18 protein-coding genes are annotated in these 22365 nt (G+C 54.5%); 5 read left to right on the plus strand and 13 right to left on the minus strand.

Going from position 1 to position 22365, the window contains the following annotated elements; genetic code table 11:
* Positions 1 to 7: 7 nt before the first annotated feature.
* The 10 genes from lspA to rplU form a co-directional block, all read right to left on the minus strand.
* The gene (gene lspA, locus WG929_RS03160; protein ID WP_416204860.1) at positions 8 to 529 is read right to left on the minus strand and encodes a signal peptidase II; all 522 of its coding nucleotides are present in this window, start codon (positions 527 to 529) and stop codon (positions 8 to 10) included.
* Complete coding sequence (ileS, locus tag WG929_RS03165) at positions 529 to 3435, minus strand: isoleucine--tRNA ligase (RefSeq protein ID WP_416204861.1); 2907 nt, start codon at positions 3433 to 3435, stop codon at positions 529 to 531. Before ileS ends, lspA begins: the two co-directional genes overlap by 1 nt.
* Complete coding sequence (ribF, locus tag WG929_RS03170) at positions 3425 to 4441, minus strand: bifunctional riboflavin kinase/FAD synthetase (protein ID WP_416204862.1); 1017 nt, start codon at positions 4439 to 4441, stop codon at positions 3425 to 3427. Before ribF ends, ileS begins: the two co-directional genes overlap by 11 nt.
* Positions 4442 to 4593: 152 nt before the next feature.
* Positions 4594 to 6186 carry a murein biosynthesis integral membrane protein MurJ gene (gene murJ, locus WG929_RS03175; protein ID WP_416205010.1) on the minus strand — a complete coding sequence of 531 codons (1593 nt, stop codon included), beginning with the start codon at positions 6184 to 6186 and terminating at the stop codon, positions 4594 to 4596.
* A 134-nt stretch (positions 6187 to 6320) separates the two neighbouring features.
* A complete protein-coding gene (gene rpsT / locus WG929_RS03180) occupies positions 6321 to 6587 on the minus strand; it encodes a 30S ribosomal protein S20 (protein ID WP_369855190.1) in 267 nt (88 codons plus the stop codon).
* A gap of 120 nt (positions 6588 to 6707) precedes the next feature.
* The gene (kdsA, locus tag WG929_RS03185; protein ID WP_416204863.1) at positions 6708 to 7547 is read right to left on the minus strand and encodes a 3-deoxy-8-phosphooctulonate synthase; all 840 of its coding nucleotides are present in this window, start codon (positions 7545 to 7547) and stop codon (positions 6708 to 6710) included.
* Between the two features lie 88 nt (positions 7548 to 7635).
* A complete protein-coding gene (proB, locus tag WG929_RS03190; RefSeq protein WP_416204864.1) occupies positions 7636 to 8784 on the minus strand; it encodes a glutamate 5-kinase in 1149 nt (382 codons plus the stop codon).
* Between the two features lie 134 nt (positions 8785 to 8918).
* Positions 8919 to 10121 carry an Obg family GTPase CgtA gene (cgtA, locus tag WG929_RS03195; protein ID WP_416204865.1) on the minus strand — a complete coding sequence of 401 codons (1203 nt, stop codon included), beginning with the start codon at positions 10119 to 10121 and terminating at the stop codon, positions 8919 to 8921.
* Between the two features lie 99 nt (positions 10122 to 10220).
* Positions 10221 to 10478: a 50S ribosomal protein L27 gene (gene rpmA / locus WG929_RS03200; RefSeq protein WP_369855194.1), complete on the minus strand. Its 258-nt coding sequence runs from the start codon at positions 10476 to 10478 to the stop codon at positions 10221 to 10223.
* 91 nt (positions 10479 to 10569) lie between these two features.
* Positions 10570 to 10881 carry a 50S ribosomal protein L21 gene (gene rplU, locus WG929_RS03205; protein ID WP_369855195.1) on the minus strand — a complete coding sequence of 104 codons (312 nt, stop codon included), beginning with the start codon at positions 10879 to 10881 and terminating at the stop codon, positions 10570 to 10572.
* Positions 10882 to 11127: 246 nt separating this feature from the next.
* On the opposite strand from rplU, the gene WG929_RS03210 reads away from it, so the two are divergent.
* The 3 genes from WG929_RS03210 to trxC all read left to right on the plus strand — a co-directional run bounded on the left by WG929_RS03210 (position 11128) and on the right by trxC (position 14596).
* Complete coding sequence (locus tag WG929_RS03210) at positions 11128 to 12138, plus strand: polyprenyl synthetase family protein (protein WP_416204866.1); 1011 nt, start codon at positions 11128 to 11130, stop codon at positions 12136 to 12138.
* 35 nt (positions 12139 to 12173) lie between these two features.
* A complete protein-coding gene (dsbD, locus tag WG929_RS03215; protein WP_416204867.1) occupies positions 12174 to 14066 on the plus strand; it encodes a protein-disulfide reductase DsbD in 1893 nt (630 codons plus the stop codon).
* A 101-nt stretch (positions 14067 to 14167) separates the two neighbouring features.
* Complete coding sequence (trxC, locus tag WG929_RS03220) at positions 14168 to 14596, plus strand: thioredoxin TrxC (RefSeq protein ID WP_369855198.1); 429 nt, start codon at positions 14168 to 14170, stop codon at positions 14594 to 14596.
* Between the two features lie 35 nt (positions 14597 to 14631).
* On the opposite strand, the gene WG929_RS03225 is transcribed toward trxC, so the two are convergent.
* Positions 14632 to 15372 (minus strand): CvpA family protein, encoded by a 741-nt coding sequence (locus tag WG929_RS03225; RefSeq protein ID WP_416204868.1) that lies wholly within the window; start codon positions 15370 to 15372, stop codon positions 14632 to 14634.
* A gap of 411 nt (positions 15373 to 15783) precedes the next feature.
* Here WG929_RS03225 and glnL point away from each other — a divergent pair, with 411 nt between their 5' ends.
* On the plus strand, positions 15784 to 16881 hold the full coding sequence (gene glnL, locus WG929_RS03230; RefSeq protein ID WP_416204869.1) for a nitrogen regulation protein NR(II): 1098 nt from the start codon (positions 15784 to 15786) through the stop codon (positions 16879 to 16881).
* Entirely contained in the window at positions 16878 to 18302 is a 1425-nt protein-coding gene (gene ntrC, locus WG929_RS03235) for a nitrogen regulation protein NR(I) (RefSeq protein WP_416204870.1), read from the plus strand. Before glnL ends, ntrC begins: the two co-directional genes overlap by 4 nt.
* 45 nt (positions 18303 to 18347) lie before the next feature.
* Here the strand turns inward: ntrC and WG929_RS03240 are convergent, their stop codons facing one another.
* Entirely contained in the window at positions 18348 to 21938 is a 3591-nt protein-coding gene (locus WG929_RS03240; RefSeq protein ID WP_416204871.1) for a LamG-like jellyroll fold domain-containing protein, read from the minus strand.
* Positions 21935 to 22282: a hypothetical protein gene (locus tag WG929_RS03245; protein WP_416204872.1), complete on the minus strand. Its 348-nt coding sequence runs from the start codon at positions 22280 to 22282 to the stop codon at positions 21935 to 21937. The genes WG929_RS03240 and WG929_RS03245 overlap by 4 nt, the downstream gene beginning before the upstream one ends.
* Positions 22283 to 22365: the final 83 nt, after the last annotated feature.

Consider the following 22365-nt stretch of genomic DNA (forward strand, 5'->3'; position numbering starts at 1 on the left):
CGCTGATTTAATCGCCATTACTTGCTGATGCAGTGGCTGATTTACTAGCCCTCAAACTGTCGCGAATTACGTCGATAGCCATCATGATGGCACCGATCGTAATGGCCGAGTCAGCAATATTAAACGCTGGGAAATAAGCGTTTTGCCAGTGCACCGAGATAAAATCAATCACATGTCCGAACAGGACACGGTCAAACAGGTTACCCAGTGCCCCACCCAGAATCAGCGCCAGCGCAATGCCAAGCCAGCGTTGATGCCGAGGTAATCGGCTCATCCAGACCACCAGCATGACACTGACGGCGGCCGAGATAAACGTAAAGAACCAGCGTTGCCAGCCCGGTTGGTCGGCCAGCAAACTGAATGCAGCCCCTTTGTTGTACAGCAGGGTAAAATCCAGCACCGGTAGCAAGTAGATCGGATCACCATAAATCAGCCAGGCTTCAGCAACCTGCTTGGTGGCAATATCGACCACAAACACCAACACGGTGAGCCAGACCCAGACCAGTGCACTTGTTTTAATAGATGGCATCAGGCGTACAGGCGAACTTCGCCCTCTCCTTCAACGTTGTCGATACAACGACCACACAAGGTCGGGTGCTCGATGTAACGACCGACTGTGTCGCTGTGGTGCCAACAACGCTCACATTTTTCGGCGGTTGATGCCGTAACGTTGATACGCAAGCCGCTCAGCTCGGTAGCGTCGCCCATATCATTGGTGAACGGCTCAACCCTGGCTGCTGAAGTCATCAGCACAAAGCGTAATTCGTTGCCCAGTTTTTCCAGTGCTGGCTTGAGTTCGTCACTGGCATACAACACCAGGTCTGCACCCAGGCTGGCACCGATGATTTTGTCACCACGGGCTTTTTCCAGCTGACCATTCACCGCTTCCTTGACCCTGAGAATGGTTTGCCAGTAGTGGTTATCAAAGCCGTTGTCGTTGAGTGCAGGAAAGCCGGTATACCATTCTGCCAGCAGCACCGACGCGTCACGCTCGCCTGGCAGGTTGTCCCAGATTTCTTCAGCGGTAAACGACAATATTGGCGCAATCCAGCGAGCCATGGCTTCCAGTACATGGAACAGCGCGGTTTGGGCACTGCGGCGCGGCAGGCCGTCGGCCTTGCAGGTGTATTGACGATCCTTGATGACATCCAGATAGAAGCCACCCAGTTCACTGACGCAGAAGTTCATCAGTGTTTTGGTCAGGCCCTTGAAGTCATAATCCATATAAAAGGCAATCACCTTCTCTTGCAGCGTACGGGTGTAATCCACCATCCAGGCATCCAATGGCAGCAGCTGTTCGCCCGCGACCAGATCGGTCTGTGGATCAAAACCATGAATATTGGCCAACAAGAAACGACAGGTATTGCGCACTCGACGATAGGCATCGGCGTTACGTTTGAGAATCTCGTCGGAGACGGTCATTTCGCCGCTGTAGTCGGTGTCGGCAACCCACCAGCGCAAGATGTCGCCCCCCAGACTGTTCAGCACTTTTTGTGGCTCAACGGTGTTACCCAAGGATTTCGACATTTTGCGACCGTTGGCATCCACGGTAAAACCATGGGTCAGTACGGTTTTGTACGGAGCTTGTCCATAAGCTGCCACACTGGTCAGCAAGGAGCTCTGGAACCAGCCACGGTGCTGATCAGAACCTTCCAGATACATATCCGCCGGGAAAGTCAGCTCTTCGCGCCGCTGGCATACCGAGGTATGTGTTACTCCGGAGTCGAACCAGACGTCCAGCGTGTCGGTAACCTTGACGTAGTCTGCGGCTTCATCGCCCAACAGTTCCGCAGCATCCAGTTCGAACCAGGCATCAATACCCACGGCTTCTACTTTTTGCGCGACCTGTTCAATCAGTTCGGCAGTACGGGGATGCAATTCACTGCTGTCCTTATGGACAAACAGCGCGATCGGTACACCCCAGGTACGCTGCCGCGAGATACACCAGTCCGGCCGATCCGTCATCATGCTTTCAATACGGGCCTTGCCCCAACCCGGACGCCATTCAACGGCATTTTCCACTTCGTGCATGGCCTGCTGCAGCAAGCCATTCTGGTTCATGGCAATAAACCACTGTGGCGTGGCGCGGAAGATGATTGGGGTTTTGTGACGCCAGCAATGCGGGTAACTGTGCGTGATATTGGCTTTTTTCAGCAATGCCCCACACTCGTTGAGAATCCCCAAGACGCGGAAGTTACCCTTGTCAGCCGTGCTGAGCCCGGTCAGTTCCAATGCTTGCAAGGCCGCGTTATCAATAAAATGACCATGGCTGTCAACCAGCATCTCGGCGGCAGTGATACCAAAAACCTGACAGACGTTATAGTCGTCGGCACCATGCATCGGAGCGGTATGAACAGAGCCAGTGCCGGAGTCAGCCGTCACATGGTCACCGGTGATAATCGGTACGTATTTTTCTGCGCTATCGGCCGCAGGCATAAAGGGATGTCGAACCGCAAACGGGGCACTGTCGCCAGCGGCCAGCTGTTCAGGGGTCCAACCCAATACCGCGCCCTTGGCGGTAGCAACCACGTCGTAATCACTGGCATCAATGCCATAACGCGCCATTGAGTCAGCCACCAGGTCGGCCGCCAGCACCAAAAGTTCATCCTGCTCTTTCAGCAGTACCAGCGAGTATTCCAGCGTTGGGTGTATCGATACGGCTTCGTTCGCTGGCAATGTCCAGGGAGTGGTTGTCCAGATCACGATGCTGGCAGTTTTACTCGCCAGTGTCGCTTCGGCACCAAAGGCAACCAGCAACTGCGCGGTATCCGGGAAGGCAAACTTCACATCAATCGCCACCGACTTTTTATCTTGGTGTTCAACCTCGGCTTCGGCCAGGGCAGAGCCACAAGCCGGACACCAGTTCACCGGTTTGAAGCCCTTGTGCAGATGGCCCTTGTCGATGATTTTGCCCAGCGTCCGAATGATGTCCGCTTCGGTTGTAAAATCCATGGTGAGGTAAGGGTTATCCCAGTCGCCCAACACCATCAGGCGCTTGAAATCTTCGCGCTGACCGTCAACCTGTTTGGCAGCGTATTCGCGGCAATGACGGCGAAATTCACTGGCGCTGACCTTGTCGCCGACCTTGCCTACCTGCTCTTCCACTTTTAGTTCAATCGGTAAGCCATGGCAGTCCCAGCCGGGTACATAAGGGGCATCAAAGCCACTCATGGTCCGTGACTTGACGATCATGTCTTTCAGAATCTTGTTTACCGCGTGGCCGATATGAATTTTGCCATTGGCGTATGGAGGGCCATCGTGCAGTACAAACGTGTTACGCCCGGCACGGGCGGCACGAATCTGCTGGTACAGCCCCATGCTCTCCCAGCGCGCCAGCATATCCGGTTCGCGCTTGGCCAGATTGCCACGCATTGGAAATTCGGTATCCGGCAAATTCAGGGTCGGTTTGTACTGGCTGTCCACTTTATCGTTCATAACGGGTCGCTTCTGAGAAATTCAATTCGGTCGTGGTGATCCGGGACGATCCCGAATCACGGAAAGAGTGTGGCAAGGTGGCGAAATAGCACTGGGCCGAGCGTTTGTCGTTATCAATGGCGTCGCGTAACGCCTCCAGGCCATCAAAGCTGCGTTCGCCACGAATTTTGTGCCAGAACTCAACGGTCAGGTGCTGGCCATACAAATCACCGGAAAAACCAAACAAGTGCACTTCCAATGACGGTTCGGGTATTGAGCTGATGGTAGGCTTCACACCAATATTGGCAACACCTGGGTATTCCTCGCCAGACTCCTGGATACGGGCGACCACGGCATACACACCACTCAATGGCAACCGATGACGCTTGACCAGCACATTGGCGGTAGGCGTATTCAGTGTACGTCCAAGCTCCCGTCCATGAGCCACTCGTCCGGACATACGATAGGCACGCCCCAGTAATTTGCACACTTCGTCCAGACGGTCAGCTTCGAGTTCGTTACGAACACGGGTACTGCTGACCCGCTCTCCCGCCACCAGAAAGGTCGAGGAATCCCGCACGTCAAAGCCATACTGCAAGCCTGCACTTGCCAGCGCCTGGTAATCGCCACGACGATCACAACCGAAGTGGAAATCATCTCCCACGATCAGATGGCGAATACCCAGCGTATCAACCAGTACCTGCTTGATAAAATCATCTGCCGACATCGAACGTAATGCCTGATTAAACGGCAGGCACAATACGTAGTCGACGTGATCAGCATCGAGATCAAGCAGTTTTTCACGCAGGTTCGCTAAACGCGCCGGTGCTTTGTCAGCGGCAAAAAACTCTTTTGGTTGCGGCTCGAAAATCATCACCAGCGTTGGTACGCCCAACGCATTCGCAGCATCGTGCAAGCCACGCAAAATAGCCTGATGCCCCAGGTGCAAGCCATCGAAATTACCGATGGTCACGGCGCAACCCGAGAATTCCGCTGGAATATTATGTAAGCCTCGCAGCAGACGCATGGGCGATGACAGTCCTCAGTGGTTCAGTTACCCGAACATAAAAGGTAACCAAGCAAAAATACAAGGGGCTGGATTATAGCCAAGGCACTGCGCCGGGAACAGCCAAACCCCGGAAACAGCGTGTATCAACAGGATTTAACCTTCTCTCCCCGCTAATCAAACAAGGCACCACGCACATGTCGCGGCCGCAGCCCGGCCATGAGTAACACCAGTACATACACCACCACACCGGCGGCGACCACTAATGCCATTTGCAGCATACGCTCGGTTGCCGACCACAGCAGCCAATCCGCCGCCGCGCCCATCAGCCAGAGTATCGTACCCAGCAATGCGGCATTGGCCAGCGCCAGCTTGGCTATGAAGCCTGGCCAACCGCTCTGATGCTGCAGCACCCCGGCCTTGCGTAACCCCAGATACAACATCAGGGCATTAAAGTACGACGAAATCGCCGTCGCCAGCGCCAACCCGACATGAGCCAACGGCAGCACCAATATCAGGTTAAAAACCATGTTCACCACCATTGCCTGAATACCGATACGCACCGGTGTACGAGTATCCTGCCGGGCGAAATAGCCGGGAGCCAGTATCTTGATCAACATAAAGGCCAGCAAACCCGAGGCGTACGCCTGCAGGGCGGCGGACATCTGTACAATATCGTAGGCTGTCATTTCGCCGTGATAAAAAATCGTCGCCATCAAAGGTTGCGCCAGCAGCGCCAGCGCCAGCGCCGCCGGTAACGCCAATAACAGCACCATGCGTAACGCCCAGTCCAGCGTCCGGGCAAAACCGTCTGCCTGTTCTGCCGCGTGCTTACTCGACAGCGCAGGTAAAATCACCACACCAATGGCAATAGCAAAAATCCCCAGCGGCAAATTATTCAATCGATCAGCATAATACAACCAACTGACACTGCCATTTTCCAGAAACGATGCTAATACCGTGTCCAACAGCAAATTGATCTGACTGACCGAGACGCCGAATAACGCTGGTACCATCAAACCCACAATCCGCTTTACCCCTTCGTCATCGCGCTTTACCGTTGGGCGCACCAGCAACTGCAAGCGCGCCAGAAACGGCAACTGAAACAGTAACTGCAGCAGACCGGCAAAAAACACGCCCCAGGCCAGGGCAAACAGCGGTTCTTCAAACCAGTCGACGGCGAATATCGTGGCAGCAATCAGAACCAGATTCAGCAACACCGGAGTAAAAGCCGGGATGGCAAAACGCCCGTAGCTGTTCAAAACACCGCCCGCAAATGCGGTCATGGCGATAAAAAGCAGGTAGGGAAAAGTAATCCGCAGCAGATCGCCCGTCAGGGCAAATTTACCCGGATCCATCGCAAAACCCGGTGCGAACAACCAGGGTAAATGCTCCGCCAATAATAGCGCTAACACCGTCACTGCCAGTAGCACCAACCCCAATGTGCCAGATACCCGCGATACCAGCAGCTGCACCTCATCCAGAGGACGACGGGTGCGGTACTCACTGAGGACAGGCACAAAAGCAACTGAGAACGCACCTTCTGCAAACAGACGGCGGAAAAAATTCGGAATTTTAAACGCCACCAGAAAGGCATCAATACGGGTACCAAAATACTGGGCCACCACCACATCACGCACCAGCCCCAACACCCGACTGAGCAAGGTAAACACACTCACCACCGACGACGAGCGCAACAAGCTGCTGCCTGCAATCCTGGCTGTTTTTTCCGTTATTTCCTCAACTGCAGCATTTTGCTTGTCCACCACGGCTATACCCTTTTGCAACCTGACTCGTCGCTACCCGGACGTAGCAACAATTTTTGAATACCGGCGGCAGGCTACTGAAAAGCAGCCACAAAAAAGCCCGCAAGAGCGGGCTTTTTTATCGTTAAAAGGCATTAGCCTTTCAGCGAAACAACCTTCGAATTCAGACGGCTCTTGGTACGTGCTGCAGTGTTCTTGTGCAGAATACCCTTGTTAACCATCTTGTCGATGTAAGGTTGAGCTTTAACGAACGCAGCCTGGGCCTGTTCGTAATTGTCAGTCGCTACAGCAGCGTGTACTTTCTTGATATAGGTACGCACCATAGAACGAAGTGCTACGGTACGAGCACGACGCTTGATAGCCTGACGGGCGCGTTTACGAGAACCAGCAGAATTTGCCACAGTCGGCTCCTCAATAATGGGGTTAGTGGATTCTAAGAGGGCAGGGATTATCCCGACCCTCCTATTCTATGTCAACCCAAAGTCACCGTTTTCCGGCAAACAGGCAAATTTTACTGCCACTTAGCCAATAACAACCTTTTCAAAGGACTTGACCAAATCATCCACCGCTTTCATCTGCGTCAAATACACGTCCAGTTTATCCAGCGGCAGCGCACAAGGGCCGTCACATTTGGCTTCAGCAGGATTCGGATGCGCTTCAATAAACAGCCCGCCAAGGCCCAGTGCCATGCCTGAACGCGCCAGCTCAAATGCCTGCTGACGGCGACCGCCCGCAGAATCGGTACGACCACCCGGACGCTGCAGCGCATGAGTGGCATCAAAGACCACCGGAGCCATGGCTTTCATATCATCCATGCCGAGCATATCCACCACCAGGTTGTTATAACCAAAAGAGGAACCGCGCTCGCACAGCATGATGCGTTCGTTACCGGCTTCGGCAAATTTCTTGATGATATGACGCATTTCGTGAGGTGCCAGAAACTGGGGTTTCTTCACGTTAATCGCCGCACCCGTCGCTGCCATAGCCACCACCAGATCGGTCTGGCGCGCCAGAAAGGCAGGCAGCTGGATCACATCCACCACCTCGGCAACCGGTGCCGCCTGATGCGGTTCATGAACATCGGTGATGATTGGAACACCAAAGGTCGATTTGATCTCTTCAAAGATCTTCAAGCCTTCTTCCATGCCAGGACCACGGTAGGAATTGATTGAGGAGCGGTTAGCCTTGTCAAATGACGCCTTGAAGACGTAGGGAATACCCAACCTGGTCGTGACTTCAACATAATGCTCACAAATCGCCATGGCAAGATCGCGGCTTTCGAGCACATTCATACCACCAAACAAGGTGAAAGGCTTGTCGTTGCTGACTTCCAGGTTCCCAACGGCTACCGACTCAATCATAGTGATCCTCAGATTTCTAATAGAATGTTCAGGGTCTCAACCACACATCCTGCAGGAATGAGACTTGAAAAAATATTGTTACTTGCTGCTATATTACCACCAGATTGTCCCGATGAATCATTTCCTGCTCGGCAACAAACCCCAATGCCAGTTCCAGACCAGACGACGGGGTACGTAATATCTTGTTTGCTTCCGTGCGACTGTAATTGACCAGACCCTTGGCAACCAGCTCGCCCCGTTCATTTTTGCAGGCAACCACTTCACCACGCTCAAAGCGACCATTGGCAGCAACCACACCAATCGGCAACAGGCTGCGATGGCCGTTGCGCAAGGCATGAACGGCACCCTCATCCAGAATCAAATCACCCCGCGTTTGCAGATGCCCGGCAATCCACTGCTTGCGGGCAGCCACCGGCTCTCGATCGGCCAACAACAAAGTACCCAACAGCTCGCCATTACGTAACCGGGTCAGCACCGCATCAATCCGCCCCCCCACAATCAGAGTCTCTGCACCTGATCGGGCAGCAAGAGAGGCCGCTCGCACCTTGGTCACCATACCGCCACGACCCAATACACCGCCACCGCCTGCCATGGCAGCAATCGCAGGGTCGGAGGCGCGTCCTTCCAGCACCAATTTGGCATCCGGGCTGGAACGGGGATCCGCAGTGAACAAGCCTTGTTGATCGGTCAGGATAACCAGCACATCCGCCTCGACCAGATTGGCCACCAGCGCACCGAGGGTATCGTTGTCACCAAAGCAGATTTCATCGGTCACTACGGTGTCATTTTCATTCACCACCGGCACGACACCAAGATTCATCAGAGTGCGTAACGTGCTGCGAGCATTAAGGTAACGAGTGCGATTACTGAGGTCATCGTGGGTCAGCAACACCTGAGCAGTCAGGCGATCATGCTTGCCAAACGCCGTTTCGTAGGCTTGTACCAAACCCATCTGCCCTACCGCAGCTGCTGCCTGCAACTGGTGTAGCTCTTCAGGGCGCGTACTCCAGCCGAGACGTGTCATGCCTTCCGCGACCGAACCGGACGACACCAACACAATGTCATGCCCTTGGCGCTGCAACTCGGCCATTTGATCGACCCAGGATTGCATCCCTTCACGATTAAGACCCTGACCGTCATTGGTCAGCAAGGCGCTGCCGATCTTGATCACCCAGCGTTTTTTACCCGCCAGACGAGTACGATGCTGCTGAATTTGCTGTTGTGAGTCCAAAGCCATTCCGAAAGCTCTTGATACAATGTCACGGCCAGAAGCGGTGACTGGAATTCTGGTAGCGACTCTGCAGTGTTGACATCACACCAGCAGGGCCGTCGACCAGCGACGGGAAAGCCTAACGCCTGTTACGAAAAAGACTATTCGTTAAGATAAACGACTTCGACATCGTAGTCATCGTCATCGTCGTCACCATTGGAAGCAGCCCTGATCGCTGCCCGCTCGGCCCGATACCGCTCTTCCAGCTCTTCAATACGCTCACGCGCTTCTTCTTCGACCACTTCACGTTCGCGGTTAATCTGATCGGCAAACTCTTCATCTTCTTGGGCACGCAGACGGCGAGCTTCGATGTATTCCATAATGTCGCAACTCAGCGGGAAGGTACCCTCCTTGTTAATCGCGGCAATCTGGTAAACCGGCCCCTGCCAGCCAAGCTTGTCCAGTACATCCTGACAAGCAGCTGCGCGTTCGCCTTCCGGCAGCAAATCCAGCTTGTTTAATATCAACCAGCGATCACGCTTGGCCAGGCCCGGAGAAAAGTATTCCAACTCGTTGATAATCGCACGGGCGCACTCAGCAGGATCAGCACCATCCGGCGGCACCATATCAACAATATGCAGCAGCAAATGAGTGCGCACCAGGTGCTTCAGGAAGCGAACGCCGAGGCCAGCACCTTCCGATGCCCCTTCAATCAGACCAGGAATATCGGCAATCACAAAACTGCGATGTTGCTCAATAGAGACCACACCCAGGTTAGGCACCAGCGTTGTAAACGGGTAGTCTGCCACCTTGGGACGGGCCGCCGAGACAGAGCGAATAAAGGTCGATTTGCCTGCATTTGGCAACCCCAACAGACCAACGTCGGCCAACACTTTCAACTCCAGCTTGAGGTTACGCGACTCCCCCATTTGCCCCGGCTTGGTCTGACGCGGCGCCTGATTGGTGCTGGACTTGTACCGGGTATTACCCAGTCCGTGGAAACCACCGCGAGCAACCATCAGGCGCTGACCGATCTCCGTCAGATCACCCAAGGTCTCGCCGGTATCTTCATCAATCGCTGTCGTGCCCACCGGCACCAGCAGCACCGTATCTTCACCCTTGGCTCCGGTACAGTTACGGCTGGCGCCGCCCTGACCATTCTGAGCGCGATGACGGCGGGTATAACGATAATCCACCAGTGTATTGATCGAGTCGTTGGCTTCAAGGTAAACCGAGCCACCATCGCCACCATCGCCACCGTCCGGCCCACCCTTGGGGATGAATTTTTCGCGACGAAAGCTCAAACAGCCGTTGCCGCCCTTTCCCGCTTCAACTGTAATTCGTGCTTCGTCAACGAACTTCATATCGATACCTCAAAAAAACATACAAAAACGCCCCAACTGCAAGCAGCTGGGGCGCTTTTTACGGCAAACCAACCGCCGACAACCCGAAAGGGTTGTCGATCAGGCAGGAACGACGCTAACAGTCTTGCGGTTCTTTGGACCTTTCACTTCAAATTTGACAACGCCTTCGGCAGTTGCAAACAAAGTGTGATCACGAGCAACACGCACATTGTCACCTGCGTGTACACGAGTACCACGCTGACGAATAATGATAGCGCCTGCTTTTGCAGCTTGGCCGCCGTACAGTTTGACGCCAAGGCGTTTACTTTCGGAATCGCGACCGTTTTTGGTAGAACCACCAGCTTTTTTGTGAGCCATGCTTCTTTCTCCTTCTGAGGGACCACTACAACACTGCGGATGCGGTGACCGTCATTCACAGTCACCCGGGCCCAAATTGAATTTAAAAAAATTAGCCAGCGATGCTGGTGATTTTCAGTTCGGTGAACCACTGACGGTGGCCCATTTGCTTCATGTGGTGCTTACGACGCTTGAACTTCATGATCTTCACTTTCTTGTGACGACCATGGGCAATAACTTCTGCGGTTACTTTAGCGCCTTCAACCACAGGGGTGCCAATTTTAACGTCATCGCCGTTACCAATCAGCAAAACTTTTTCCAACTCGACAGCGCCGCCGGTAGCTATTTCCAGTTTTTCAACCTTCAGCGTCTGACCTTCTTCAACACGGTATTGTTTACCGCCGGTAATTACTACTGCGTACATGATGTTCTCCATCGGCTGCGTTTTAGCCGGGCCTCTGATCAGCACCGGTCCATAACCGAACACGCTACTTTCACGGCCTGCTTCTACTGGGAACGCACGGGTTACCATATGGCAGGGAGCTGAAATTCGGGCGCGAGACTATACCCCAGAGACTGCACCCTTGCAAGTCGGCGATTATCGCATTTCCTTGACACTGTGGACGGTCAACTCTAGCATTTGCGGCAGTTTTCTCGGGACTTTATGAACATGCCGTCATCCACCATGACAACTCCATCCCCGGCCCCGTCAATGTCACTGGCCGCTATACTGGCGCAGGTTGATGACGACTTCCAGGCGGTCAACCGGTTGATCAACGATCAACTTTCGTCCCGTGTGCCTCTGGTGGAGAAAATCGCCGATTATATTGTTAACAGCGGCGGCAAACGTATCCGCCCGCTGCTGGTGCTGCTGAGTGCCCGAGCGCTCGGCAACTGCAACCCGGACGTAGTCAGGCTGGCCGCCATTATCGAGTTCCTCCACACCGCCACGTTGCTGCACGACGATGTAGTTGACACCTCAGATCTGCGGCGTGGCAATCCAACCGCCAATGCCAAGTGGGGTAACGCCCCCAGTGTTTTGGTCGGAGACTTTCTCTATAGCCGCTCGTTTAACATGCTGGTCGAACTGGCCAACCTCAAGGTCATGGATATTCTGTCATCGACCACCTGTGTGATTGCCGAAGGCGAAGTCCTGCAGCTGACCAACGTTAAAAATCCGAATATCACCGAAGCCCAGTATATGGACGTTATCCAAGGGAAAACGGCGCAATTGTTTGAGGCCTCGACTCACGGTACTGCCGCCTTGCTGCAAGCACCCGACGACGTTCAGGAAGCCTTGCGTATTTATGGCAAGGAGCTGGGCCTGGCCTTCCAGCTGATTGACGACGTACTGGATTACGAAGGCAATGCTGCCGATCTGGGTAAAAACGTCGGCGATGATCTGGCTGAAGGCAAACCCACCCTGCCACTGATCCATGCCATGGCGCATGCCGATGAAACCGGCCGCAAACTGGTGCGTCAGGCTATTCGTAAAGGAGGTCTGGATAACATGGACGAGGTGATGGCCGTGGTTACCAGCACCCGCTCGATGGAGTACACCCGCAGCAAAGCCAATGCCTGCGTACAACGGGCTGAACAACAGCTGCAACTTTTACCGCAATCACCGGCCAAAGACGCCCTGATCGCACTGGCGCGAATCGCCGTGCAGCGTAAAACATAACCACACCAAGCCAACGTCAGGGATTCCCTATGCCGATGATTGCCAGATATATGGTTGCCATACTGGCACTACTAGCGGTAGCAACCACCACCCGGGCAGGACTGTTTGATGCACCGGGCAACACGGAAGCGTTATTTTTGCCAGTGGAACAGGCTTTTCCATTGCAAGTGGAAATGGATAACGGCCTGCTGATTGCCCAGTGGCAAACGCCTCCCGGCTATTATCTTTACCAACACCGCATTTATCTGAGCCAGAACAATAGCCGTATTGATCCCGCCAGCTTTTCCCAACCGGGCAAGGCCAAGTTTGATGAGGCCTTTGGCGATATCATCGCTTATTACGGCCCGTTGGAAACAAGTTTCAAACTGGATCAGCTCAATGCCGGAGAAGTGACTCTGCATTATCAGGGCTGTGCCGACGCCGGACTTTGTTATCCACCCCAGCGTTTCACCATTCATGTTTCCGCCTCCGATATTCATCGACCGAAGCTACCAATTACACCAGTAGCAGTAGCTCCTTCAACCGTCTCACCCCTGCCAGACTCCAACACGACCAATACACTCGATACACTCGACACACCCGCCGCGTTGCCTGCTACGACCAGATCAACAACTCCTGACAGTAACGGTATCGGCAGCAACAATACCGCCGCACCTGCGAGCACATCAGCAAGCTGGTTTGAAGGCTCCTGGCTTACCACCATCGGCTTGTTTTTCCTGCTTGGACTCGGGCTGACGTTCACGCCCTGTGTATTGCCGATGATTCCGATCATGACCGCCGTAGTGATGGGGCAAAACCAGACGATTTCAGCCCGCCGTGGCTTTCTGCTCTCAAGTACCTATGTCCTCGGTATGGCCATTACCTACGCCCTGGCTGGTGTGATCATGGGATTACTCGGTGCCGGTGCCAACATCCAGGCCTGGATGCAAACCCCCTGGGTGCTGGTGCTGTTTGCTCTGCTGTTTGTATTATTGGCGCTGGCCATGTTTGGCCTGTATGAGCTGCAATTACCCAGTGGTATCCGCAATCGCCTTAACCGGATGAGCCAACAGCAATCCGGAGGGCACCTGCTCAGTGTCTTTGTGATTGGCGTGCTGTCAGCACTGGTTGTCTCCCCCTGCGTATCCGCCCCACTGGCGGGCGCTCTGGTTTACCTCAGCACCACAGGCAACGTCTGGTTGGGTGGCAGCGCCTTGCTGGCACTCGGGCTTGGCATGGGCGCACCACTGATTGTACTGGGCACCAGTGGTGGTTCCCTGATGCCCAAAGCCGGTGCCTGGATGAACCAGATCAAGGTATTTTTTGGTGTGCTGCTGCTCGCCGTGGCTATCTGGCTGATCAGCCGTATCCTGCCCGGCCCGATTTCCCTGGCACTCTGGGGGCTACTTGCATTGATTTACGCCGTGGTGCTTGGTGCTTTTGAAGCAGCCTCAACTCCACTCCAGCGTTTACTCAAAGGCCTCGCCTGGTCATTACTGCTGTATGGCATTGCCGCGTTCTGGGGGGCATTGCAGGGCAACCAAAACCCTGTTCAACCGCTGACCCCCAGGCACCTGTCGTCAGCCCCCGGAGCGGGCAAGCAGAGCAGCGCTTTTTACCGCACCGAATCCGTCGCTGAAATACAAGATCTGATCAGTAACAGCCAACAACCCGTGATGCTGGATCTGTACGCCGACTGGTGCATCAGCTGCAAGGTGATGGAAGATGAAATTTTTGCCGATGCCGACGTCCAACAACAACTGCGCCACATGACCTGGCTGCAACTGGACGTCACCCGCAATACTGCAGAGCAAATCGATTTCCTGCAAAACATGGCGGTTTTCGGGCCACCGACGGTGTTGTTTTTCCACAACGGGACTGAAATTCCGGCATCACGTATTGCCGGGGAAATATCCAAAACCGAATTTCTTCACCGCACCGCTCCCTGAGGCCTGCAAAAAACGACGAGATAACCAAGGGTTTTACTTGAAACTCCATAACCAAAGCCGCATATAGGTTGTATTGACGGATCACTTCACGGAGCCAAGCCATGTTTTATACCTGCCCTTCCTGTGGCGCCATCAACCGCATTCCCGACGACCAGCACAACCAGCAAGGCCAATGCGGAAAATGTAAAAGCGCGTTATTTAACGCCACGCCGGTGGCGCTGAATGACACCGGCTTCCAGCGTTTTCTGGCCAAAAACGATTTACCCGTCCTCGTCGACTTCTGGGCAGAATGGTGCGGGCCATGCAAGATGATGGGGCCTATTTTCAAGGAACTCTGCGCTGAACAGCAGCACCAGTTACGCTTTGCCAAGGTCAATACCGAGCAAGCCCAGATGGTGAGCCAGCAGTTTGGTATTCGCAGCATTCCGACGCTGATTCTGTTTCGCCAGGGCAAGGAAGTGGATCGTCTTGCCGGTGCTCTGCCAGCTCCCCAACTGCGCCAGTGGATAGCCGCAGCGTTGCAAAAATAGCCGCCAATACCTGCAGCAACCAGTAGGGTCAACACTCAGCGCTGGATCGGAGATTCTGCGCTGACGGTGATGGTTTCTTCAACCACGACACTCTTGCCGGGCTGGCGAGCGCTTTCAAGCTCTCGCAGCGTTTTATCCAGCAGATCCCGCGCTCGCACAATGGTTGAGCGGTGAATTTCCTCGGAAATATCGGTAATCATGGCTTTATTGGTAACGGTTTTCAGAATCAGCTCGAACGTTGTAGTGCCAGTGGGATCATGAATCAATGAATCCACAAACTGGCCGTTAACTGTCTTGCGGCAAATTCGGTCAATCGCCGGGTACATCAACGAATGCGCCATCAGATAACTTTTGTAGTTTTTTGGCACAAACGTTACCTGAGTACTGAGAAAACTGAAAAAAGTCAGTAAAAATAATGCCTGAACACCGTTGGCTATAGCGCAAAACACACGATTGGTCATCGTTGTGAATCGATTGTTCTCAAGCCAGCGGCCATGCACATTGTAGTGCACAGCAATTTTTTCCAGCAAACGAATGGAAAACCACATCGCCAGAAACAGAATCAAGAAGCCGGTTAACGTCAGCACCGCCCAGTCATTGGCGCGCAAAAGACCCACCTGGGTCAGATACAAACCAAAGTGGTCGCTATAGGCGCTGGCAATGGATATCGGCAAAAACACCTTGGCCAGATCCAGCATTTCTTTCGACGTACCGTATTTGTAGCCAAGTACGATCAAGGCAATAAACGCCAGTACAATAAACGCATCAAATATCATGAATCAGCCATCCCCGTGTGGTCATCCCTATTTCTGCTCACCTCTCATATACAACACCACAAAACGGCTGCCGATCTCGGCACCGCCCGAGTACATGAAGACACTGTCAGCAGCAAGTTGCAGACCAGCCAGCGTCAGTTAGCTTTTTCCCGCAAGCTCCAGCCAACAAGCCCCTTCCCTAGCCTGCGCGCGCCCCACAGTCCTCCCCCGCCCAACGGATTGAAAAAACCAGCCAGACACAACCAATCGCACCAAAATGAAACATAAATATCAAAAAATGCACTAAATTGACTCAATAAATATCTTGAAATACATTGCCTTAGTCAGTCACGCCACAACTTAATGCGATGATGGTGCCATTATTGTGCACTGGATTATAACTGGCTTATTTTTTGCAAATTAGGTGTAAATATGGAGAACCTTACAATGCGTGCCAGCCCCCTGTTAAACCAACGAATCATGGAGCACCTGAATACCGGTGTGCTGCTGCTGGATGCTGAGCTGATTATTATTCATATGAATCCTTCTGCTGAAGCCTTGCTGGAAGTCAGCGGCAAACGTGGCGTCGGCACCCACTTTTTTGAGTTGGCGGTCGAAGACCAGAGCGATGTGGATGCCATGCGAGATGCGGTAATTACAGGGCATTCCTACACCAAGCGAGAAGCCCATATCCACCTGCAAAATCAGCAAACCCTGACCCTCGATTACAGCGTCAGCCCGGTAACTCACCCAGAGACCCGCACGCCCACCTTGCTGGTTGAACTGCAAGGTCGCGATCGGCTGATGCGTATCAGTCGGGAAGAACAACTGATCGCCAAACAGGAAACCACTCGTTCCCTGGTACGCGGACTGGCTCACGAAATCAAGAATCCACTTGGCGGCATTCGCGGCGCCGCCCAGTTACTGGAACGTGAATTACCTTCGGCCGAGCTGAAGGAATACACCAATATCATTATTGAAGAAGCTGATCGCCTGCGAGATCTGGTCGACCGCCTGTTAGGGCCGCGTAATATCCCCAAGCAGGAACCGGTCAACATTCATGAGGTGCTGGAACGCATCTGCCAGCTGGTCGATGTGGAAAGCCGGGGACAGGTCGTTATTCACCGGGATTATGACCCCTCCATCCCGGAAATCGAGGCCGACAAGGGCCAGCTTATTCAAGCATTGCTGAACATTGGCCGTAACGCCATGCAGGCGATGTTGGAAAACCCGGATCAACAAGAGCGCCCCAGCCTGACCATTCGTACCCGCAGCGTACGCCAGTTCACCATTGGTCATCATCGCCATCGTCTGGTGGCCCAGGTTGAAATTATCGACAACGGCCCCGGCATACCGGCAGGGATCAGGGACAACCTGTTTTATCCCATGGTCAGTGGCCGCGCCGAAGGCTCAGGGCTCGGTCTGTCTATCTCCCAGTCCATTATCAATCAGATTAACGGCATTATCGAATTCACCAGCGTGCCCCACCGCACGGTGTTCTCCATCTTTTTACCATTGGAATCGCTATGAGTACTGTCTGGATCATCGACGACGACAAATCCATTCGCTGGGTGCTGGAAAAGGCACTCGACCAAGCCAATATCCAGACCCGAGTGTTTGAACAGGCAGAGCCCGCACTGAATCAGCTGAAGCGGGAACAACCGGACGCGATTATCACCGACATTCGCATGCCGGGTATGGACGGACTGATGCTGCTGGAACAGGTACATGAGGCCAATCCGGATTTGCCCGTGATTATCATGACCGCCCATTCCGACCTGGAAAGCGCGGTGTCGTCTTACCGCCGGGGTGCCTTCGAATATCTGCCAAAGCCCTTTGATGTTGACGAGGCCGTCAGCCTGATTGAGCGAGCGATTGCCCATTTCGAAGAAATGTCGGCCAACACCCCGGCACCGGAAAAAGAAATCAACGAGCATGAAATCATCGGTGAAGCACCGGCGATGCAAGAAGTTTTCCGGGCAATCGGGCGCTTGTCCCACTCCCATATCACCGTGCTGATTAATGGCGAATCCGGTACAGGTAAGGAACTGGTCGCCCATGCCTTGCACAAACACAGCCCCCGTGCCGTGGAGCCCTTTATTGCCCTCAACATGGCCGCGATTCCACGGGATCTGATCGAATCGGAATTATTTGGGCACGAAAAAGGCTCCTTTACCGGTGCTGGCGGTCAACGCCGGGGCCGCTTTGAGCAGGCTAACGGCGGTACCCTGTTCCTGGATGAAATTGGCGATATGCCATCCGAAACCCAGACCCGCTTGCTACGCGTACTGGCCGATGGCGAATTTTATCGGGTTGGCGGTACCACGCCGATCAACGTCAATGTACGTATTATCGCCGCCACCCACCAGAACCTCGAAAGCCTGGTAAAGGAAGGCCGCTTCCGCGAAGACCTGTTCCACCGCCTGAACGTTATTCGTATTCACATCCCGCGTCTGGCCGACCGCCGCGAAGACATCCCCAAGTTGCTGGGTCACTTTCTGCAGTCGGCAGCCGAAGAACTGGATGTCGAGTCCAAAACCCTGCGGCCGGAAACCGAAGACTTCCTCAGCTCGCTGGATTGGCCCGGTAACGTGCGTCAACTCGAAAATACCTGCCGCTGGATTACCGTAATGGCATCCGGTCGAGAGGTCTTGATCAACGATCTGCCGCCAGAACTGCTGGAGCAACAGAGCAGTACCCAGACCTCCGGTAACTGGGAACAGAACCTGCGCTTCTGGGCCGATCAACAACTGTCTCACGGTGCGGTCAACCTGCTCGATACTGCCGTACCGATCTTTGAACGCATCATGATCGAAACCGCCCTCAAGCACACTGCAGGGCGTCGACGGGATGCGGCCAATTTGCTTGGCTGGGGACGAAATACCCTGACTCGCAAAATCAAGGAGCTGGGTATGGAAACCGGCAACGACGACAGTGAAACGGACGAATAACCCCCCCATCCATCACCCACGCCACGTGCCCGCCCAAACAGCGGGCTATCGTACGGCCTCACGCCAGTAAATCACCCGGTCATTGCCTCGGAACTGGCCAAAGCTGATCAACGCCGTCGAGTCATCGTTATAGTCGCCATCACCATCAAACTCACCTGACAACCAGCTCGGTGCCTGATAGCGGTAGCGCACACTGCCGTTGTGACCCATACCCGGCGGAAGGTGCCGGATCCAGCCTTCTCCGTTCTCAATATCCTGCCACCACATTGCCGAGGTATCCGCTGCTGACAGGTTGCCGCTCCAACTGTCGGCATCGGCACGGTAGACTGCGGCACTCACATCCAGTGGCGTGCAATTATCATCGCTATTGACCGGCCAGCCAGAGCCATCAAACTGCAAGACATGCACTGCCTGATCAAGCGGACTCTCTTCCGGGCCAAAGGCATTTTCAATTTGCAGCACCCCAAAGCGCAGATCCGCCGTGCCCAGCTGCTGCGCAATACAACCACCAGCCGCGACACAATCCTCACCATTGGCACCACGACTGGCCGGGTTCATATTCATGCCCTGCAATGGGGTCAAACCACCGTCACCATCATCGATCCCGACCCCGACCGCCAGGGCAGAAAAAGGGCCATCCGGGCGGGTTACACCGCCATCACGGTGACGCAGCAACGTCAGGGAATCAGTCACCAGCGCTTCCCCGGCATCCCAGACCAGGGCACTGCCACCTTGCAAGCGAGTCGACAAATCGATGCCATCCTGATTATTTTCAGCCGCCCAAAAAGCCGATGCCCTGGCAAAACCTTGCTGATAGTTCCGGGTGATTTCATTGTTCGTATTACGTGCCTGCACCCTCAAAGTCGTCAACATTCCGGCCTGCCCCATATAGGTAAATGCCCCACAGGCCTGGCTGAAGACACTATCCAGAGCCACAAAGTGATGGGGATAAAAACGCCCGACCGGTTCGCTGTTATAATCCGCAACCGTCTGGCCAAAGTAACTGGCACGGCTGTTGAAACGAAACACCCCGACCTCATCAAGCTGCTGATCCAGCACTCGATCACCGGCATCCGCCGCGCTGATAGCAACCGTGCTGATCGCCAGTGTTGCGTCTACCCCGGCAACGGGTGCCAGCCGTTCGCTACCAAGCAGTACCTCACCGATAAAATCGGTTGCCAGCGAGCCATCCGCACAACGGGCACTGAGCGTCTGGGAAAAAGACGCCCCGGCAGCCACAAACGGACTGCAGCTGGCATCTGCCGCCAGACACTGCCCGTTGTTGTCTGCCAGGTTCAGCGTGAGTGCTGCCGGGCGCACAAGCAGCCGGTCGGTGCTGGCATTCAAAGAGCCAATACCTGCGCTGGCGGCTTCACCGGCGTCGCTATAAGGAGCCGCGTCATAGCGGAAGTGAATCCCCAGAAGCTCCGCCGTATTCAGATACCCCAGCGTCAAATCCGCCCGGCCCTGAACAAACATCAGTTCCAGATTACTGCGGTCAGGTTGCTGCTGGGCGTTTATACCCTGGCCATTGAGCAACAAGGCTGTCGCTACCGTCCGGGCCTGAGACACCGCAGGTGGCGGCACATTATTCACGGTAAACCAGCTTTTCAGCGCTTTTATGCCGGTAAATCCGCTTAACTGCTGACACGGTCTACCGCCACTGTCTTCACCAATCGCCACCAGGGACAGGCTGGTAGTGGCACCGCAGATAAAATCTTCCGGTGCCTCAGCCAGCGCAAATCCCTGGGTTCGAATGTCCGTGCCAGTGGCAGCCGTCGCAGCAATACCCGATTCCCGGTCGGTCACCGTAACCCGCAGATGGGTATTTTCGTTTGCATGAAACAGAGACACATTGGTTTCGCCCGCTTGCTCTGCGCTCAGCGTCACGTCGCTGATTGCGTCATCGCCACTGGCACTGGCAAAAAAATGGCTGCTACTGGCTTCGGTACTGCCCAGCGCCAGCGTTCCGACATAGTCCGTCTTGATGGTCACACCATCAGCGCACAGGGCCTGAATACGGACATCGCTACGACTGAATGGACACGCCAGGCCGTATGTCGGTTGCTGTATCTGAAAACCACCCAGAGCACAGCTGGCACCGGGACACAAATCACCAAAGTCCATTGCCGCCCCGCTCTCTTGCAAATAATAAACGCGGACATAAGGTTGCAACCTGATATTAGCCGCCGTCACCGCCCCGTACAGTGTGGCCGAGCGCCCCAACTGAGTACTTCTCCTGGCGTAAATCAGACCGCTGAAGCGACTCTGAGCACCGATATTAACGTCGCCATAACCAAACAAAAACAACCGACTGGCATCCCCAGACCCAGAATCCGGCGAATTGGCGACGAACCCGCTGCCGATATTCACCGTCTGACGAGCGTAAATTCGCACACTGCGCTTGCCATCCACCACCCAGCGCACATGATTACCAACGTTCAGGTTATCGATCCAGTAATTGCCGGGTGCCAGATGCAGTACCGTGTTGTCGGACAGCTGCAGGTTGCCGATACGGTAGTCGCTGGCACCGCCAGCAAAGGTCAGTGTGGCAGCACGACCCACCGACACCCGGTTGAATTGAGTCGTTAACGGGCCGAGGGTGACAGATGAACCATCTGCAACATATTCACTCCCTGGACGATGCCTCCGACTCCTGTCTTTATCCCGACCATCAAAATCAATCGACAAAAACTCCGGCGCCTCAATGACAGGGGCCGATAAGCCATTACTACGACAGGCGACGGTTACACAGCTACGGGCCGAGGTATTAGGGTAGGCGTAGACACGGCCGGCAGACAACACATTGGAGGGGCTATTAAACAACTGTGCATTTCTACCGAAGTAAATCCGCCCGCCATTATGACTGGCCAGACCATCAACAAAGCTGGCAGAGCAGCTGTTCAAGGCACCACAAGGATGGGTTTGTTGCATCAGCTCCAACACCTGGTTCTGGCTCAGGGCAGAAGCAAACACAGCTACCTCGTCAATGGCCCCATGTAAATATCGGCCATGAAAGTTCTGATCAGCGCCGATTTGCAAGGGATCGTTATTTTCCATCAACAACCCGGAAAACGAACTGCTGGCCACCACAACACCATTCAGAAAAAGAACCTGATTGCCGTCACGATAGCTGATAGCCACATGCGCCCACTCACCCAACACGACGCCACCAGAGCTGGTCAGCGAACGGGTATGACCCCGCGAATCGCGCCACCACCAATACACCCGCCCCGTTGAGTTGATGTGAAATTCGTAGTTTTCATCCTTCGACACCACCGGTGCCAGATCTGCGGGGAACGCATCCAACCGTATCCAGGCACCGACACTGACGGCGGCGGCCAGATCCAGCGCAGCGGCATCACTGACTTCAATATAGTCATCAACCCCATCAAACTGGCTATAGCGACACGTGCCCGGCGTGCCACGGATGGCTGGCGACAGCTCGCTGCTGGTAATACCGTTAAACGCTCGTCCATGCAACCCGGCGGTGCCACGATCACGGACTTCTCCCGCGCTGCCGCTGTAGCCACTTTCGTCCAGCTGATAATGCACCACCGGTTCCGGCAGTTGTGCCCAGGTGTTCGAGCCACTCAGCAGCAAGCAACACAACAACCAGCGCCACAGGATGATCATTTAACCCGTACCTCCAGCGTCCGGCTGGCATTTCCCCCATCACACAATGACTGGCTGGTCAGGGTGCAATAGGTATCGGTATCCACCACAAACCGGCTGCACTCAACCGTCACCTGGCAGCCAGACAAGCCGGATACCCCGAACTCAATCTTCTGCCGGGCCAGGGTACATTGACAGGGGGAAGCAGACAGCGCGTCAGGCAACACCAGTTGGGCACCACTGTAAGCCGCCAGATAAGCCCGTGCCGCCGACACCGTCTGGCTGTACTGCTGCGCAGTCGTACTGGTTATACGTTGTACCGCCAGACCGACCATGCTGAGTATCAGCAAGATAAACAGCGCCATCGGTAACCCCATTCCCTGGCTGGCTGGCCACGCCCGGCCAGCACTTTGCCCGGCACTTTGTCCGGCACTTCGCGTACCGATAG

Source organism: Oceanobacter antarcticus, assembly GCF_044962685.1.
In the GTDB taxonomy this organism is placed as follows: domain Bacteria; phylum Pseudomonadota; class Gammaproteobacteria; order Pseudomonadales; family Oceanobacteraceae; genus Oceanobacter; species Oceanobacter antarcticus.